The following is a 16,640-nucleotide window of genomic DNA, read 5'->3' as shown; positions in this document are numbered from 1 at the left end:
AGTTTGCGACAAAGAATGCAAGAACGAGGCCAAACGCCCGGGCCTCCGAGGCTTGCCTTGCCCGGCGCCTTGAGGCAGTGTGGCGGCATGAAACTTTGTGTCCACGAACTGCCCCGCACGAGCGCAGGGCAGGATGAAGTCCCTGCCGCGCCCCCGCGTTACGGCCATGCGGCCCCCGGCGACGATCTGGCCCGGGCCGTCTGGCTGGGCGGGCTGGCGGCGCCCGTGCCCCTTTGTTCCGGTCTGGGTCGTTGCGGCCGCTGCCGGGTCCGTTTCCATGACCTGTCCGTGGCGCCCGCTCCCCTGCCGGAAGAAGAAGAGATCCTGGGCCCCGACCTGCTGGCCCGGGGCTGGCGTCTGGCCTGCCGTCGTCAGATAACTGACGCCATGGGCCCGGAGCTGCATCTTGATGTGCCCGCACCGGAAAAAATGACGGTCATGACCACGGCCGCGCCCTCCCTCCCGGAACAGGACCATCTGGCCCTGGCCGTGGACCTGGGCACCACGTCGCTGTACTGGCGCCTGATCGCCGTCCCCGATGTCCGGGAAGAACCGGCCCCTGATGATTTTTCCCTGCTCTGCCGTCCGCCCCTGCCGGTGTCCGTGGTGGCCGAAGGGCACGACCTCAATCCGCAGGCCGGGGCAGGCGCGGACGTCATGTCCCGCCTGGCCGTAGCCAGTGCGCCCGAAGGCCGGACCCGGCTCGCCCGACTGGTGCGCGACCATCTGACGGCCCTGCTGCGGCAGCAGACGGCCTCCCTGCCCGGCATCCCTGTGGAGCGGCTGGTACTGGCGGCCAACACGGCCATGACCGACATTTTTCTGGACAGGGACATCCGCGGCCTGTGCGCCGCGCCCTACCGGCGCAGCCATGCGGGCGGCTGCGGCCTGACCGTGGAAGGGCTGCCGCCGCTGCTGATCCCGCCCCTGCCCGCGCCCTTCGTGGGCGGCGACATCAGCGCCGGGCTGCTCCGTTTGCTGGCCGACGGCCTGCCGCGCCCGCTGCTGCTGGCCGACCTGGGCACCAACGGCGAGCTGGCCCTCGTGGATGCCCGGGGCCGCCTGTGGCTTGCCAGCGTCCCGCTGGGCCCGGCTCTGGAAGGCATCGGGCCCCAGTGCGGCCGCATGGCCGGGCCGGGGAGCATCACCCGTTTCGAGGTCTCGCCCCTGGGACTGGCCTGCCACAGTGTGGACGGCCCCCTGGCCGCCGGGGCCGATGTGCAGGGTATCAGCGCCACGGGCTATCTTTCCCTGCTGGCCCTGCTGCTGCGGCTGGGCTGCCTGGATGCGGACGGGCATTTCCGCACGCCCGCCTCACCGCTGGCCCGGCGTGTGGCCCCGCCGCCCCAGCAGGCCCGGATGGGGCTGCGCCTGCCCCTGCCGTACGGGCAATGGCTGGCCGCCGCCGATGTGGAGGAACTGCTCAAGGTCAAGGCCGCCTTCTCGCAGGCTCTGGAGGCCCTTCTGCGGGCCGCGGGGCTGGCCGCCGCCGATGTGGCCTGTCTGGCACTGGCCGGTGCTCTGGGCGAACATTGTCCGCCCGCCTGTCTGGAAGAGCTGGGCTTTTTGCCCTCCGGTATGGGGCGGCGTGTGCGTGCCGTGGGCAACAGCTCGCTGGATGGCGCCGCCCTGCTGGCCGCCGAGCCCTGGCGCCTGCCCGCGCTGGCACGCTGGTGCGCCGCGGCCACGCTCGTCCCTGTTGCTGAAGATCCCGGCTTCCATGCCGATTACCTGCGCCATATGCGCTTTGGAGTATAAATGTCCGATACCCGACAGAAAAAATACGGCGAAGCTCCGGCCCCTCGCGGTCCGCGCCCCGCAGGCCGCGCGACGGAACGCCGTTCTTTCCATGAAGAATCCCGTAACGACCGCGAGCGTGGCCGCCGTCCCGAAGCACCGCGCCGCCAGTACTCCTCCTTTACCGGAGAACAGGTCGAACGCCCCTCGCGGCGTCAGGAAGAATTCTCCGGTTGGAACCGCCCCGGCCAGCGGGAGGCCCGCGCGCCCCGTGACGGTCGCCCGTCCCCGTGGCAGATGGAGTCCGAGCTCCTGCCCGCCCTGCCTGACGTGGTCCGGCGGGAACTGGATGCCCTGGGCCAGGCCCTGCGTACGGTGCGCCCGCTGCGCAGCGCCCATTACCGCAACCTGCCTGCGGACATCGAGGCCCTTTCCCGTCTGCTGACCTGCGAACGCTCCGGCCTCTACCGGCCCTACTGGAGCTCCCCGGCCAGCACCAGCGCCTATCTGTATTATTTCCTGCCTTGGAACGTGCTGCGTCTGGCGCGTCTGTTCCGTTCCCTGCCCCTGCCCGATCCCCGCCTCTGGCTGGAGAAAGGCCAGACGCCCCTGCTGCTGGACGGCGGTTCCGGCCCCCTGAGCGTGCCGCTGGCCCTGTGGCTGGCCCGTCCCGAATGGCGTGCCCTGCCCATCCAGGTGCTGGCCGTGGACAATGCCGTGCAGCCCATGGAACTGGGCCGCGACGTCATGGCCGCCTGGGGCGACATTCTGGGCCAGCCCGTCTGGCAGGTGCGTGTGGAGCGGGGCTCGCTGGAGCACATGCCGCGCCTGGAACGCAAACTGGCCGATACGCTGGAGCGTCAGGAACGCCACCTGCGCCCCTGGCTGCTCACGGCGGCCAACGTGCTCAACGAACTGAGCGCCGAGAGCCGCCAGATGAACCGTGAAGACGACGAGGACGAGGAAGGCTCCGGCGGCGTGCGCCGTCTGGAGAACCTTCTGGATGAGCTGGAGCCCCTGTGCTGGCCCGCGCCCCTGAACGAGGACGAGACCGGCAGCGCCGACGAGGCCCTGCTGCCCGCGGCCCTTTTCGTGGAGCCCGGCACCCGTCTGGGCGGCAAGACCATCAGCCGCCTGCGGGATGCCGCGCTGGAGCGTGACCTGATGCCGATGGCCCCCTGCACGCACCGGGCCCCCTGTCCGCTGGCCCACGCCCATGCCGGGCGCGGCTGGTGCCACTTCACCTTCGACTGCGAAGGCGCGCCGCAATGGCTGCAGGAGCTGTCCTCCGCCGCCGGTCTGGCCAAAAGCGCCCTGAGTCTGGCCCCCCTGCTGCTGCGGGCCGATCCGGCCGCCGGGGAAAGCCTGTTCGACGATCTGGACGACCTTGATGACGACGCCCCGGACAACAGCCGCGAAGCTGCGGCCATGCTGCGCCGGCCCACGCCCGTGCGTGTGCTCTCCTCGCCCTTCGTCGTGCCCGGTCTGCGCGGCCAGGCCCGTTATGCCTGCTGTGCCGCCGGTCTGGCCGTGGTGCCCGATGCCGCCGCCCTGCCCTCTGGCGCGCAGCTCACGGCCCGGGCCCAGGCGGACGAACGGCCCGGCACGCCCCGCCGTGACCGCAAGAGCGGCGCCCTGATGCTGGCCCTGCCCGCCGTCCCCGGCGGCAGCCACGGCCCGGGACGCTTCGTGAAATCCGAAGAACAGCACCGAAACTTCCGTGACCAGCAGGAGGACAGATACGGGGACAAGCGCTTCGGCAGGCGCTCCGACGAACGCGACACCGCCGACGGCGCCTTCCGCGACCGCCGCAACGGCAATGACCGCCAGCCCCGCCGTGACGACCGGCGCGGGGCCCCGGAACGTCCGTCCCATCCTCAGGATCGGCGTCCCGGGCGGTATGAAGACGGCCGCCGTTCTGACAGGCACGACGATCCCCGTGCCTTCCCCCGGAACGACCGCAGGCCCGATGGACGCCGCCCTGACCGGAGCTCTGACCGGCGCTCCGGAGACAGGCGTCAGGGCAATGCCCCCAGACGAGGCCGTGGCCGCGGGGAGGACTAGCCGCCCTTCCTGCGAAGGGCCCGCAACGGGCAAAAGTGCCTCCATGCGCATGTCCGCAGGCCTGCTGCACGGGCGTTCCGTCTGACCGGCAGCGGCCGCGCCGCTGCTGCCTGTGATCTGGCGGATGCCCATGAAATAAAAGATATGGGGAAGGGGTCCCGCGCCCCTTCCCCTTTGTTTTGCCCGGCGCCCGATCCCGCCACCGGCAGCAGCACGACGCCTGCGGGCAAGCCCGGCTGGCTCTGCCGGAGCGGCTTTTCCGGCGCTCTGTGACAAAAATCTTTTTCCGGGCCCGGAAAAATTTTTCTTTCCCCGCCTTTTTCTTTGCAGGTCAAGGCCCTGCGGGGATTTTTCCCCCGTGGGCCCTCCGCCGGTGACAAGAGCCGTTTTCTTCAAAAAACATCCTGATTTTATTGAACAAGATCAAAGCGGGCTTTTCTTCTCCACTGGAAGAGGCCCTTTATTTTCCCCAGGGGAACGCGTATAAAGGGCTTTCGCCGTGCGGTTCCAGACCGCCCGGCCTGTGAAGCCGATCGATCCAGCGTGCCGACTTTCCCCCTGCGGGAGGCCAGCCGCTTTTCTTTTTACCCAAAGGTCTGCCATGATCCCTCCCATGCCTCACGATCTGCCCGAGCCGCAGCTCAAGCCCAACACGGAAGTGGTGCTGCAGAAACGCTATCTGCACAAAAAAGCAGATGGCAGCACCGAGACGCCCCGTGACCTCTTCTGGCGTGTGGCCAGTGCCATCGCCGCTGAAGAAGCCAAATACGAGCGTTCCCCCTTCACCGCCGACGACCTGGCCCGCCAGTTCTACGACCTGATGACCAGCTGGCGCTTCCTGCCCAACTCCCCCACCCTGATGAACGCCGCCAGCGAGCTGGGCCAGCTCTCCGCCTGCTTCGTCCTGCCGGTGGGCGACTCCATCGAAGAGATCTTCGATGCCGTCAAGTTCGCCGCCATGATCCACAAGTCCGGCGGCGGCACGGGCTTCTCCTTCTCCCGCCTGCGCCCCAAGGCCAGCCGCGTGGGCTCCACCGGCGGCGTGGCTTCCGGCCCGGTCTCCTTCCTGCGCATCTTCAATACCGCCACGGAACAGATCAAGCAGGGCGGTACCCGGCGCGGTGCCAACATGGGCATCCTGCGCGTGGACCATCCCGACATCGTGGAATTCATCCGGGCCAAGGAAAAGGAAGGGGAATTCAACAACTTCAATCTTTCCGTGGGCCTGACCGAAGCCTTCATGCAGGCCGTGGAGCGCGACGAGAACTACGAGCTGACCGATCCCCACACCGGCAAGGTCACCGGCAGCCTGCGCGCCCGCGAGATCTTTGACCTGCTGGTCTGCCGCGCCTGGCAGACGGGCGACCCCGGCATCGTCTTCCTGGACCGCATCAACCGCGACAACCCCACGCCCGCCCAGGGCGAGATCGAATCCACCAACCCCTGTGGCGAACAGCCCCTGCTGCCCTACGAGGCCTGCAACCTGGGCTCCATCAATCTGGCCTGCTTCTTCGTGCCCGGCCACGAGCATGACGAAGATCCCGCCGCGGCCGGTATCGGCTGGGACGGCCTGAAGCAGGTGGTGCACCTGGCCGTGCGCTTCCTGGACAACGTCATCGACGCCTCGCGCTTCCCCCTGGACCGCATCGACGAGACCGTGCGCCGCAACCGCAAGATCGGCCTGGGCGTCATGGGCTTTGCCGACCTGCTCTTCCAGCTGGGCATTCCCTATGATTCCGAGGCGGGCATCGCCCTGGCCGAACGCATCATGGGCTTCATCAATGCCGAAGGCCACGCCGCCTCGGCCCGTCTGGCCGAAGAGCGCGGGCCCTTCCCGGCCTATGCGGAATCCGTCTTCCCCCAGCGCGGCGAGGGCCCCTACCGCAATGCCACCGTCACCACCATCGCGCCCACGGGCACCCTGTCCATCATCGGCGGCTGCTCCTCGGGCGTGGAGCCCCTGTTCGCCCTCTGCTTCACCCGCAACATCCTGGACGGCGAACGCCTGGTGGAAGTGAACCCCTATTTCGAGGCCGCCCTCAAGGAAGCCGGTCTGGGCACGCCCGAACTTATGGAGCAGGTGGTGGAAAAAGGCTCCATCCAGTCCCTGGATGCCCTGCCCGCCGCCATGCGCAAGGTCTTCGTCACGGCCATGGACATCGATCCCGTCTGGCACCTGCGCATGCAGGCCGCCTTCCAGCGCCATACTGACAATGCCGTGTCCAAGACCGTGAACCTGCCCCACAGCGCCACCGAACAGGACATCCACGACATCTACTGGCTGGCCTACAAGGAAGGCTGCAAGGGCGTCACCGTGTACCGTGACGGCTGCAAGAGCCTGCAGGTGCTGGCCACCGGCGAAGGCCAGAAGAAGATGGACGGCGAAGCCCCCGCGCCTGCGGAAAAGCCCCGCCTGGGCGTGGTGCGCAAGCGTCCCGAAGTGGTGCAGGGCTTCACCCAGAAGATCCAGACCGGTCTGGGCGCCATGTATCTGACCGTCAACGAGATCGACGGCAAGCCCTTCGAGGTCTTCGCCACCATCGGCAAGTCCGGCCGCTCCATCACGGCCAAGGCCGAAGCCATCGGCCGTCTGGTGTCCCTGGCCCTGCGTTCCGGCGTGGAGGTGCGCGACATCGTGGCCCAGATCAAGGGCATCGGCGGCGAACACCCCGTGTTCCGCGGCAAGGGCCTGCTGCTCTCCATCCCGGACGCCATCGCCTGGGTGCTGGAGCGCCGCTACCTCAAGGACGAACATCTGGGTTCCGGTGTGGCCGATATCGAGGAACACCGCTGCCCCGAATGTGACGAGCCCCTGGTCTTCCAGGAAGGCTGCCTGATCTGCCCCGCCTGCGGTTTCTCCCGCTGCGGCTAGAACGATCTGCACGGAGGGGCTGCCGGACACTCCTGTCGCAATGCGACGGGAAGGCCTTCCGGCGGCCCCTTCTTTTCGCTGCCTGCCGCTCCACGGCAAGGACGGATGCCGCGCCGCGACGCCTGCATCCCCAGCCCCGCCTGAGCCCGGCAGTGCGCGCCCGCTACCGGAACAGGACAAGCGGAGACAGCCTCCGCCCGCCCCTTTGACCGCAGCCCGCGCCCGGCCTTCCGGGACGGTATCCCCAGTCTTACGGAGCTCCCATGAAATGGATCACCCACCAGACGGCGGGCGTCGGCGCCGCCCTGGCCCTGCATCTGCCGCTGGAAGGCGTGGTCGCCGCCTGTCTCGGCGCCATCCTGCCCGACAAGCTCGACCAGGCCATCGCCAAGCGCTCCCGCAACCCGCAGCGCACCTTCAACCAGATCCACCGCGGCACCACCCACTGGTTCGGCTGGTGGGTCGCCATCCTGCTGGTGGCCTGCAGCCATCTGGTGCCCCCGCACTGGCAGCCCGCCCTGCTGGGCATCGGCCTGGGCGGCATCAGCCATGTGGTGCTGGACATGCTGACCCCCTCGGGCATCCCCCTGCATCCCTTCTCCCGCAAGAACAAGCTCTCGTTCAAGGTCTGCTCCACCGGCAGCGTGGGCGAATATGTCTTTCTGGGCGTGATGCTCGTCCTGCTGGGCTTTTTGCTGGGCCCGGAAATGAAGGAGCTCATCCGTCACGTCCGCCAGCTGGGCATGCCCGTACTGCATTTTTAGATGAAGAAGGGAAAGCGTTCGCTTTCCCCTTTTTCTGTCCCGGCGTATGCGCAACAAAAAAGCCTCCCATGACGGGAGGCTTTTTTGTTTGCTCTCAGGTGGCAGCGTCCAGGCGGCCGCTACTTCTTCACCTTCACCGGCTCGGTATCCACCGGCGTCTCGTTGATGGCCACCAGCGCGGCCGTGCGGGCATGGATGAGCGTGGTATCGAACAGGGGCACGGCGATGTTCTCCTGCTGCACCAGCATGCCGATCTCGGTGCAGCCCAGGATCACGCCCTGCGCGCCCCGGGCGGCCAGATCCCGGATGGCCCGCAAAAAGGTCTCGCGCGAGCTGTCCTTGATCACGCCCCGGCAAAGCTCCTCGAAGATGACGCGGTTGATTTCGGCCCGATCTTCCGCCTCGGGCACCAGCACCTGCAGGCCGTTAGCTTTCAGGCGGCCGGTGTAGAAATCCTCTTCCATGGTGTAGCGGGTGCCCAGCAGGCCCACGCGCTGCACGCCCGCCATATGCAGCTGCCGGGCCGTCACGTCGGCGATGTGCATCAGCGGGATGCCCACGGCGGCGGCGATCTGCGGGGCCACCTTGTGCATGGTGTTGGTGCAGATGACCAGAAAGTCCGCCCCGCCCCGCTCCAGGGCCTGTGCGGCATCAGCCAGGATGCGGGCGCTCTTGTCCCAGTCCCCGGCCTGCTGGCAGCGTTCGATCTCGTCAAAGTCCACGCTGTAGAGCAGGCAGCGGGCCGAATGCAGACCGCCCAGGGTCTGGGCCGTCACCATGTTGATGATCTGATAATAGGTCAGCGTGCTTTCCCAGCTCATGCCGCCCAGAAGACCGATGGTTTTCATGTGGCTTCACCTCTGATGCTTCAATGATGCGCTGTCTGCCGAACGTCCCTGCCCGGTACGATGCCCCGGACATGGCGGCGGGGCCCCTGTACGGCAAGGCCGCGCCTTCTGTGGTATCAGCGTTCCCGGCAGGGATGCATCCGGATGCCGGGCTAGATGTCCAGCTCCAGGCCCACGGGACAGTGGTCCGAACCGTAGACGTCGTCCTCGATCCAGGCGTCACGGATGTACGGCTTCAGCTCTTCCGAAACGAAGAAATAATCGATGCGCCAGCCCACGTTCTTCTCACGGGCGCGCATCTTGTACGACCACCAGGAGTAGCGGCCTTCCACGTCGCCGTGCACATGGCGGAAGGTGTCCACATAGCCCAGGGCCGTAAAGCGGTCCAGAAAGGCGCGTTCTTCGGGCAAAAAGCCGGTGTTCTTCTCGTTCTGCTTGGGCCGCGCCAGGTCGATGGCCTTGTGGGCGATATTGAAGTCCCCGCAGACCACGATGGGCTTGCTTTTGCGGCATTCTTCCGCATAGGCCGTGAAGGCGTCGAAAAAGCCCATCTTGTAGGGCACACGCTTGAAACGGCCGGGGATGGGCTTGCCGTTCTCGTCCAGTTCCTCGGCGCCGCCGTTAGGGAAATAGCCGTTGAAGAAGTGGAACTTTTCAAATTCCAGATGCAGGATGCGCCCTTCGCCCTGCCACTCCGGCTGGGGCAGTTCGCAGCGTACGGCCAGCGGTTTGATGCGGCTGAACACGGCCACGCCGGAATAGCCCTTTTTCACCACGCTGGATGCCCAGTGGGCCTCCCAGCCTTCGGGGTTGGCCACTTCGGGCTTGAGCTGCTCGGGCATGGCCTTGGTCTCCTGCAGGCCGATGACATCGCAGGTGTTCTCGGCGAACCAGCGCCATTCAGGTTTGGCGGACACGGCACGCAGGCCGTTGACGTTCCAGGATACGAGTCTGATGGACATAGGACCTCCGCCGCCAGCATAGCGGCAGGTGGTGCCGGCCGCAAGCTCGGCATTGCGAACGGGCCGTTTTTCTGGCAAAATCGCCTGCGGCAATAATGCCAACATGAGCCAAGGAGAATCCGTATGGATATGCTTCCTATCCGCCGCGCCATCCTGAGCGTGACGGACAAAACCGGACTGGTGGAATTTGCCACCTTCCTGTCGCAGAACGGCGTGGAGCTGGTCTCCACCGGCGGGACCATGAAGGCCCTGCAGGCTGCCGGTCTGCCCGTGACGGCCGTCAGTGACGTCACCGGCTTCCCCGAGATCCTGGGCGGCCGCGTGAAGACGCTGCATCCCAAGATCCACGGGGGCATCCTTGCCAACAAGGACATCCCCGAGCACATGGCCACGCTGGAAGAAAAGGAAATCAAGCCTTTCGACCTGGTCTGCGTGAACCTGTACGACTTTGCCGGTGCCGTGGAGCGCAAGCTCTCGCTCGAACAGGCCGTGGAGGAAATCGACATCGGCGGTCCCTGCATGATCCGCGCCGCTGCCAAGAACTTCCACAGCATCCTGGTGCTGCCCGGAACCAAATGGTACGCCACCGCCATGCAGGAGATGAAGGAACACGACATGAAGGTCAGCCTGGACTTCCGTCAGGCCATGGCCTCGCGTGCGTTTGAAGCCACCTCGCGCTACGACGCCCTCATCACCTCCTACCTGCGTCCGGGGGCCTAGCCATTTCCAGGCTCGAAGGCAACCTGCAGGGGCTCAAGCCCAGCCAGTTGAAGGCCCTCAACCGGCTGACCACTCGACGTTTCCCGGCCACCGATGTCTATACCATCGACCAGGCCCGGGAACTGTCGCTGTTGTCGCGCGCCCTGGGGCGTCAACTGGGCATGCTCATCGACCGTAAAGGCCGCGTGGACATGGTACTGGTGGGCGAGGCAGGCGGGATCCTGATCCCGGAACTGCCCCGCGCCCGCTCCGGTGCCGACCGTCTGCGCGGCCTTCGTCTGCTCCACACCCACCTCACGCCCGACGGCCTCAGTCAGGAAGACCTCATGGACCTGCTCTTCCTGCGTCTGGACGCCATCATCGTGCTGACCGTCAATCCTGACGGCGACCCCGTGCAGTGGCAGGAGGCCCACCTGCTGCCCACACCCGTGGCCGGGCAGCCCTACCGTGTGGAGCAGCTCCGCCCCTGGGACCAGACCAGCGCCCATTTCACCGCCACCGCCGAAGCTCTGGAAGAAGAGCTGGCCCGCAGGAGCGACGACACGCGCGAGGCCTCGGACGCGCCCCGTGCCCTGCTGGTCTCCGTGGCGGCCCAGCCCCGCATCATCCAGGAACGCAACCTCGACGAGCTGGCCGAGCTGGCCCGCACCGCCGGTCTGGCCGTGGCCGGACGCATGGTGCAGCGCGTGGCCCAGGTCAATCCCAAGTTCATCCTGGGCAAGGGCAAGATGGCCGAGCTGGAAGTGCTGGCCCTGGAGGGCCGCGCCGGGACCCTGGTCTTCGACGGCGAGCTTTCCCCGGCCCAGCTCCACAACCTGGCCGACATCACCGAGCGCAAGGTGCTGGACCGCACCCAGCTCATCCTGGACATCTTCGCCCAGCATGCCGTGACCCGCGCGGGCAAGCTCCAGGTGGAGCTGGCCCAGCTGCGCTATACCCAACCCCGCCTCACCGGCAAGAACCGCGCCATGGACCGCCTTATGGGCGGCATCGGCGGACGCGGTCCCGGCGAGACCAAGCTGGAGACCGACCGCCGCCGCAGCCGCGAACGCATGGCCCGTCTGCGCAAGGAACTGGATCAGCTGCGCCGCCAGCGGGCCTTCACCCGCTCTCGTCGCGCCCGTCGCGGCATCCCCATGGCCGCGCTGGTGGGCTACACCAACGCGGGCAAGTCCACCCTGCTCAACAACCTGACCCGCTCCGAGGTCCTGGCCGAGAACAAGCTCTTCGCCACCCTCGACCCCACCACCCGCCGACTGCGCTTCCCGGCCGAACGCGAAATCATCCTGGCCGACACCGTGGGCTTCATCCGCAATCTGCCCAAGGAGCTCATGGATGCCTTCCGCGCCACGCTGGAAGAGCTGGAGTCCGCCGACCTGCTGGTGCATGTGGCCGACGCCTCGCATCCCGATCTGCTGCAGCAGATCACCTCTGTGGAGACCATCCTCGAGGAGCTGGAGCTGCAACATATGCCGCGCATCCTGCTGCTCAACAAGTGGGACCTGCTGGACGTGCCCGCCCGCGCCGAACTGGCCGATGCCTTCCCGCACGCCATCCCTGTCTCCGCCCGTACCGGCGACGGCCTCAAGCGCCTGCTGGAAGTGCTGGAGAACATGCTGCTCAGCACCCAGCAGAGCCAATTGCTCATCCCCTTCGAAGAAGAAGGCCCCGTCCTGCAGTAGCCCCCCCGACATACCGACCGATGCTGTGCCCCGCACTGGGGCGACCGTCGTACGGCCTGCCGTTACGGATCTTCTTTCGCCATCTTTCCGAGATCGGCCATCCCTCCTGACAGGCAAAGTGCAACGCGCTGTCGCTGCACGGTATTTTTGTTTTTTTCGTGTGTGGCATCCAAGGTGCCGACGCCATAAAAAAGGGCCGCTTCCCAGCGGCCCTTATGGCATCATAACGATGTTCTGCCGTCACACGACGGTGATCTTGCTTGTCTACAAAGTGACAGCGCCGTCTCCCTTGGGGGCGGGCTTAGGCGCAGGCTTGGCGGCGGGCTGCTGCGTCTTGGCCGGAGCGGCGGGCGCGGCCTTGGTCTGCGATCCCGCCTGGGCAAAGGCGCGGGCCATATTTTCCATGACGGCCCGCCCCACCACGCGCCAGGTCTCGCCCTGCTTCCGCAGAGCCAGCCAGGAAGTCATGCCGGCAGGCGTGGTCACGGAAGCTACGGCCGCATCAGGGCCCAGCTCCACTACCTTGGCGTTCCTGAGCGATTCCGGCACCCACGGGCAGTCGGGGCGTTCGGCCTTGCGGCAATGGGCCATGAGCTCACCGGTGGAGACACCGCGGGTCAGGCTCTTGCGGAGTTTGTCCTCCATGTTCAGGGCGCTGCCCAGCAGCTGGTCCATACCGCCCAGCCCCAGGTCCTGGCCCAGGGAATCCAGCATGTTAAGGGCCTCGTTCTCATTGGTCATGTTCCGCGCCTCGTTGGCGGCGAACAGGGGCATGTCCATCTGGGCCAGGAAAGCCGCGCTGTCGTTCTTTTCCATGGCGTCGGCCATGGCGCCGAGCGGTTTTTCCGGGCCGGACGAAAGGCAGGACGCCAGCAGGCCGCAGGTCAGGGCGAGCGACGCCAATAACAGGGATCTGCAATTCTTGCGCATAGGAGCCTCCATGCAGAAAATGACTTTTGGGCGACATACAAGATAGCGCAGACGCCGGTGGTTGCCAAGCGTTCGTCCCGCCGCCAATGGCCGGGAAACAAGGGCTTTTTTTCCGTCACGCCTTTTGCTAGCATCGCCGCCGGCTGACCGTGCCATCCCGGCCGGTCGGGATACGAAACCTTTGGCAACTGCTGTCCCGCCCCGTGGCGGACAGGCGGAGGCTGTATGAAAGTTATCATCATGTGCGGCGGCAAGGGCACCCGGCTGCGGGAAGAGACCGTCATCAAACCCAAGCCCATGGTCGAGATCGGCGGGCGGCCCGTACTCTGGCACATCATGAACATCTATGCCCGTTTCGGCTTCAAGGACTTCATCCTGCCCCTGGGCTACAAGGGTGAATACATCAAACAATATTTCCACGACTACAACATCCGCAATACGGATTTCACCGTGGACCTGCGCAGCGGCGCCATCACCCACCATCCCCGCGAGATCGAGGACTGGCGCGTGACCCTGTGCGACACCGGCCAGGAGACCCTCAAGGGCGGCCGCCTGAAGCGCGTGGCCCGCTACATCGATACCGACCGCTTCATGGTCACCTATGGTGACGGCGTGGCCGACATCGACATCGACAAGCTCATCGATTTCCACATGAAGTCCGGCACCATCGGGACCTTCACCGGCGTGCGCATGCCTTCGCGTTTCGGTACCGTGCGCACCGACGAGAACGGCAAGATCCTGTCCTGGGAAGAGAAACCCGTGCTCAACGAGTACATCAACTGCGGCTTCTTCGTCTTCAAGCGCGAGTTCCTGGACTATCTGGACGAAGACGAATCCTGCGATCTGGAAAAAGAGCCCCTGCAGCGCCTGGCCGCCGAAGGCCAGCTCTCCATGTACCCGCATCCCGGACAGTGGCAGTGCATGGACACCCTGCGCGACTCCATCAAGCTCAACGAGCTGTGGGACAGCGGCAAGGCCTTCTGGAAATAGATCCTCCCGGCGGGGCTGCGGCCCCGCCTTCCTTCAGGGCGCCGTCCGGCGACCCTCCCTTTTCCCGTCATGACGCCGGCGCGAACACGACCGGCAGGAGAAGACCATGTTTGCCAACTGCTATAAAGGCCGCCGTGTTTTCATCACCGGCCATACCGGTTTCAAGGGCTCCTGGCTGGCCGCGTGGCTGAGCCAGATGGGCGCTACCGTCTGCGGCTTTGCCGACTGCGTGCCCACCAGCCCGTCCCATTTCGAGGCCATGCATCTGGAACAGCATGTGCAGGACATGCGCGGCGACATCCGCGACCGTGATGCCGTGATCCGCGCCATGAAGGAATTCCGCCCCGATGTGGTCTTCCATCTGGCCGCCCAGGCCCTGGTGCGCAAATCGTACGAAGACGCGCCCCTGACCTTCGAAGCCAACATGCTGGGCACCCTCAACATGCTGGAGGCCGTGCGCCAGTGCCCCAGCGTGGAAGCCGCGGTCTTCATCACCTCGGACAAGTGCTACCGCAACGACGAGTGGGTCTGGGGCTACCGCGAGACCGACCATCTGGGCGGTGATGACCCCTATTCCGCCTCCAAGGGCTGCGCCGAGATCATCGCCCACTCCTATTTCAAGAGCTTTTTCAAGGACGGCCCGGCCTGCGCCACCGTGCGTGCCGGCAACGTCATCGGCGGCGGTGACTGGGCCGCCGACCGCATCGTGCCCGACTGCGCCCGCGCCTGGGCCGCCGGTCAGGCCGTGCAGATCCGCAGCCCCTGGGCCACCCGTCCCTGGCAGCTGGTGCTGGAGCCTCTGTCCGGCTACCTGTGGCTGGGCGCCCATCTGCTGGGTGCGCGCAAGGGGCCCTTCGAGACCCGCGGCGAGGCCTACAACTTCGGCCCTGCCGCCAACGTCAACAATACCGTGGCGGAAGTGGTGGAGGCCCTGGCCCTGCACTGGCCCGGCTTCCGCAGCGAGATGGACAAGGCCGGACAGGCGGGCATGAAAGAATGCACCCTGCTCAAACTCTGCTGCGACAAGGCCCTGGCCCATCTGGGCTGGAAAGCCACCCTGACCTTTGAAGAGACCATCCGCTTCACCGCCGAATGGTATCACCGTTTCTATCGCGGCGACGGCGCCAAGCAGGGCTCCATGCTGGACTTCAGCCTGGGCCAGATCGCGGCCTATGTGAACGCCGCCGAACAGCGCGAGCAGCTCTGGACGAAATAAGGCCGCCCGCCCGGTCTTCCGGGCGGGTCCGCTGTCCAGAAAGGACATCCCCATGGAACGTTCCGAAACTTCATGCCCGGACTTGGGCATCGACGGTGTCAGCTTCCAGCCCCTGAAGGTCATTGACACTCCCGGCGGCCCGGTTCTGCACATGCTGCGCCCCGACTCTCCTCTGCGCCCCCACGCCGAGACGGCGGACGGAGAACTGCATCTGGGCGAGGTCTATTTCTCCGAGGTCCTGCCCGGGGCCATCAAGGCCTGGAAACGCCACCGCCGCCAGACCCAGTACTACACCGTGCCCCACGGCCTGCTGAAGCTCGTGCTCTATGACACCCGCCCCGATTCGCCCACTTGTGGCGTGCTGCGGGAACTATATCTGGGCCGCCCCGACCATTACGGCCTTTTGCGCATCCCCACGGGGGTCTGGTACGGCTTCACCGCCGCCACGGACGAACCGGCCCTGATCTGCAACTGCGCCGACCTGCCCCACGATCCCGAGGAAGGCGAACGCCTGCCCGCCGATACGAAGGACATCCCCTACAGCTGGGACTAGAAAGGGATTTTTAAGGGGAGGGGAAACCACACACGGATAAAGGGATGTTTCCCCCCTTCGTCGCAACTAATTTGTTCTGCAATAATAACATGTTAGTTATACATAATGGCAAGAACAAAAACTGGCGGTCCTCTCTTTCCGGCCCGCATCACCCAGACATAAAAAAGACGGGCGGCCGCCAGTTGAGCGACCGCCCGCCTTTTTTTCAAATACCATTTTTACGTAAGGCCGGGGAACAGCATCGTGTGCCAACCGTCCACGGCAGATCGCCCAGCCTCCCTGCCAAGTTCGCCGGGAAAGGGGCCGGGGAAGGCTCTTTCCTCATGAACAAGGACCGTAAGGCAGCCCGGAGGGCTGTGCCCGGCAACAGTGTCCGGCTAGACCCCAAAGAAACGGCGGGCGTTGTCGCCGCAGAGCTGCCAGAGCTCTTCGGGCTCCATGCCGCGGACGGCGGCCATATGGCGTACGGTGAAGACCGTGAAGGCGGGCTCGTTGCGCTTGCCGCGCCAGGGCACGGGCGAAAGATAGGGGCTGTCGGTCTCCAGCAACAGGCGGTCGTCGGGGATGACGGCCAGGGCCTCGCGTACGGCCTTGTTGGCAGGATAGCTGACCGGGCCGGGGATGGAGATGTGCCAGCCGTTGCGGATGATGCGCCGGGCCATGTCGGCATCGCCGCCAAAGCAGTGCCACAGCAGCGGATACCCGGCAAAGCCGCGGGCTTCGAGGGTCGTCAGGGTCTCGGCCTCGGCGTTGCGGCAATGGATGACCACGGGCTTTTCCAGCTCGCGGGCCAGTTGCAGCTGGTCGTGCAGGGCCTGGTACTGGATCTCCTTGGGACAATCGTCCCAGTAGAAATCGAGCCCTATCTCGCCCACGGCACGCAGCCGGTCATCCTCGGCAAAGGCGTCCCGGATGGCGGACATCACCTCGGGCGTGCACTGCTGCCCGTCACAGGGATGGATGCCCAGCACGAAAAAGACTTCGGGATGCGCTGCGAAATACGCCCGCTTTTGCCGCCAGGTATCGGGATGCAGGAAGATATTGCCGATGGTGGCCACACCGGCGGCACGGGCACGGGCCAGCACGTCTTCGCGGTCGGCGTCGAATTCTTCGCCGTCCAGGTGGGCGTGGCTGTCGCAGCCCACGCAGGGCAGGGCCTGGGTCAGGGGATCGATACGTTCAACTTTCTTGTGGCTCATGGCGGATCCGGGATGGAGAGGATGCGGGATGCGGGCAGAACTGCCCCGTGGACGGGCACCGCCCCATCCCCGGCCGGGCGCCCGTCTGGCATGGCTTCTAGCA

The 16,640-nt window shown here is 66.1% G+C and carries 13 protein-coding genes; 9 read left to right on the top strand and 4 right to left on the bottom strand.

The window, feature by feature from the left end:
* The first annotated feature begins 87 nt into the window (after positions 1-87).
* From ACQRBR_RS10075 to ACQRBR_RS10060, 4 genes are all read left to right on the top strand, one after another.
* A complete protein-coding gene (locus ACQRBR_RS10075) occupies positions 88-1,758 on the top strand; it encodes an ASKHA domain-containing protein (protein ID WP_427812904.1) in 1,671 nt (556 codons plus the stop codon).
* On the top strand, positions 1,759-3,801 hold the full coding sequence (locus ACQRBR_RS10070) for a small ribosomal subunit Rsm22 family protein (RefSeq protein ID WP_427812903.1): 2,043 nt from the start codon (positions 1,759-1,761) through the stop codon (positions 3,799-3,801).
* A gap of 613 nt (positions 3,802-4,414) precedes the next feature.
* Positions 4,415-6,673, top strand: a complete 2,259-nt coding sequence (locus ACQRBR_RS10065) for a vitamin B12-dependent ribonucleotide reductase (RefSeq protein ID WP_427812902.1) — start codon at positions 4,415-4,417, stop codon at positions 6,671-6,673.
* 263 nt (positions 6,674-6,936) lie between these two features.
* Complete coding sequence (locus ACQRBR_RS10060) at positions 6,937-7,437, top strand: metal-dependent hydrolase (RefSeq protein WP_006008068.1); 501 nt, start codon at positions 6,937-6,939, stop codon at positions 7,435-7,437.
* Between the two features lie 119 nt (positions 7,438-7,556).
* Here the strand turns inward: ACQRBR_RS10060 and ACQRBR_RS10055 are convergent, their stop codons facing one another.
* Positions 7,557-8,285: an aspartate/glutamate racemase family protein gene (locus ACQRBR_RS10055; RefSeq protein WP_427812901.1), complete on the bottom strand. Its 729-nt coding sequence runs from the start codon at positions 8,283-8,285 to the stop codon at positions 7,557-7,559.
* Positions 8,286-8,437: 152 nt separating this feature from the next.
* Positions 8,438-9,247 (bottom strand): exodeoxyribonuclease III, encoded by an 810-nt coding sequence (locus tag ACQRBR_RS10050; protein ID WP_168935541.1) that lies wholly within the window; start codon positions 9,245-9,247, stop codon positions 8,438-8,440.
* A gap of 123 nt (positions 9,248-9,370) precedes the next feature.
* Between ACQRBR_RS10050 and ACQRBR_RS10045 the strand changes: the two genes are divergently transcribed.
* Both ACQRBR_RS10045 and hflX read left to right on the top strand, forming a co-directional pair.
* The gene (locus ACQRBR_RS10045) at positions 9,371-9,967 is read left to right on the top strand and encodes an IMP cyclohydrolase (protein ID WP_006008060.1); all 597 of its coding nucleotides are present in this window, start codon (positions 9,371-9,373) and stop codon (positions 9,965-9,967) included.
* Positions 9,968-10,014: 47 nt separating this feature from the next.
* Positions 10,015-11,649 (top strand): GTPase HflX, encoded by a 1,635-nt coding sequence (hflX, locus tag ACQRBR_RS10040; RefSeq protein ID WP_321126834.1) that lies wholly within the window; start codon positions 10,015-10,017, stop codon positions 11,647-11,649.
* 264 nt (positions 11,650-11,913) lie between these two features.
* Here hflX and ACQRBR_RS10035 read toward each other — a convergent pair whose 3' ends face one another.
* Entirely contained in the window at positions 11,914-12,579 is a 666-nt protein-coding gene (locus ACQRBR_RS10035; RefSeq protein ID WP_297230858.1) for a hypothetical protein, read from the bottom strand.
* 225 nt (positions 12,580-12,804) lie between these two features.
* Between ACQRBR_RS10035 and rfbF the strand changes: the two genes are divergently transcribed.
* From rfbF to ACQRBR_RS10020, 3 genes are all read left to right on the top strand, one after another.
* Entirely contained in the window at positions 12,805-13,569 is a 765-nt protein-coding gene (rfbF, locus tag ACQRBR_RS10030; protein ID WP_303879153.1) for a glucose-1-phosphate cytidylyltransferase, read from the top strand.
* Between the two features lie 106 nt (positions 13,570-13,675).
* Positions 13,676-14,785: a CDP-glucose 4,6-dehydratase gene (gene rfbG / locus ACQRBR_RS10025; protein WP_204674556.1), complete on the top strand. Its 1,110-nt coding sequence runs from the start codon at positions 13,676-13,678 to the stop codon at positions 14,783-14,785.
* A gap of 52 nt (positions 14,786-14,837) precedes the next feature.
* Entirely contained in the window at positions 14,838-15,338 is a 501-nt protein-coding gene (locus ACQRBR_RS10020; protein ID WP_427812900.1) for a dTDP-4-dehydrorhamnose 3,5-epimerase family protein, read from the top strand.
* A 377-nt stretch (positions 15,339-15,715) separates the two neighbouring features.
* Here ACQRBR_RS10020 and ACQRBR_RS10015 read toward each other — a convergent pair whose 3' ends face one another.
* A complete protein-coding gene (locus tag ACQRBR_RS10015) occupies positions 15,716-16,537 on the bottom strand; it encodes a TatD family hydrolase (protein WP_427812899.1) in 822 nt (273 codons plus the stop codon).
* Positions 16,538-16,640: the final 103 nt, after the last annotated feature.

Source organism: Desulfovibrio sp. SGI.133 (assembly GCF_050313955.1).
GTDB lineage: Bacteria > Desulfobacterota > Desulfovibrionia > Desulfovibrionales > Desulfovibrionaceae > Desulfovibrio.
The sequence above is the reverse complement of the archived record's forward strand: the minus strand, read 5'-3'. Positions and strand labels throughout refer to the sequence as shown.

Excerpts from the sequence above, each read along its gene's own strand:
- ACQRBR_RS10075 (WP_427812904.1), top strand. The coding sequence starts at position 88 with ATGAAACTTTGTGTCCACGAACTGCCCCGCACGAGCGCAGGGCAGGAT.
- ACQRBR_RS10070 (WP_427812903.1), top strand. The coding sequence starts at position 1,759 with ATGTCCGATACCCGACAGAAAAAATACGGCGAAGCTCCGGCCCCTCGC.
- ACQRBR_RS10065 (WP_427812902.1), top strand. The coding sequence starts at position 4,415 with ATGCCTCACGATCTGCCCGAGCCGCAGCTCAAGCCCAACACGGAAGTG.
- ACQRBR_RS10060 (WP_006008068.1), top strand. The coding sequence starts at position 6,937 with ATGAAATGGATCACCCACCAGACGGCGGGCGTCGGCGCCGCCCTGGCC.
- ACQRBR_RS10055 (WP_427812901.1), bottom strand. The coding sequence starts at position 8,285 with ATGAAAACCATCGGTCTTCTGGGCGGCATGAGCTGGGAAAGCACGCTG.
- ACQRBR_RS10050 (WP_168935541.1), bottom strand. The coding sequence starts at position 9,247 with ATGTCCATCAGACTCGTATCCTGGAACGTCAACGGCCTGCGTGCCGTG.
- ACQRBR_RS10045 (WP_006008060.1), top strand. The coding sequence starts at position 9,371 with ATGGATATGCTTCCTATCCGCCGCGCCATCCTGAGCGTGACGGACAAA.
- ACQRBR_RS10035 (WP_297230858.1), bottom strand. The coding sequence starts at position 12,579 with ATGCGCAAGAATTGCAGATCCCTGTTATTGGCGTCGCTCGCCCTGACC.
- rfbF (WP_303879153.1), top strand. The coding sequence starts at position 12,805 with ATGAAAGTTATCATCATGTGCGGCGGCAAGGGCACCCGGCTGCGGGAA.
- rfbG (WP_204674556.1), top strand. The coding sequence starts at position 13,676 with ATGTTTGCCAACTGCTATAAAGGCCGCCGTGTTTTCATCACCGGCCAT.
- ACQRBR_RS10020 (WP_427812900.1), top strand. The coding sequence starts at position 14,838 with ATGGAACGTTCCGAAACTTCATGCCCGGACTTGGGCATCGACGGTGTC.
- ACQRBR_RS10015 (WP_427812899.1), bottom strand. The coding sequence starts at position 16,537 with ATGAGCCACAAGAAAGTTGAACGTATCGATCCCCTGACCCAGGCCCTG.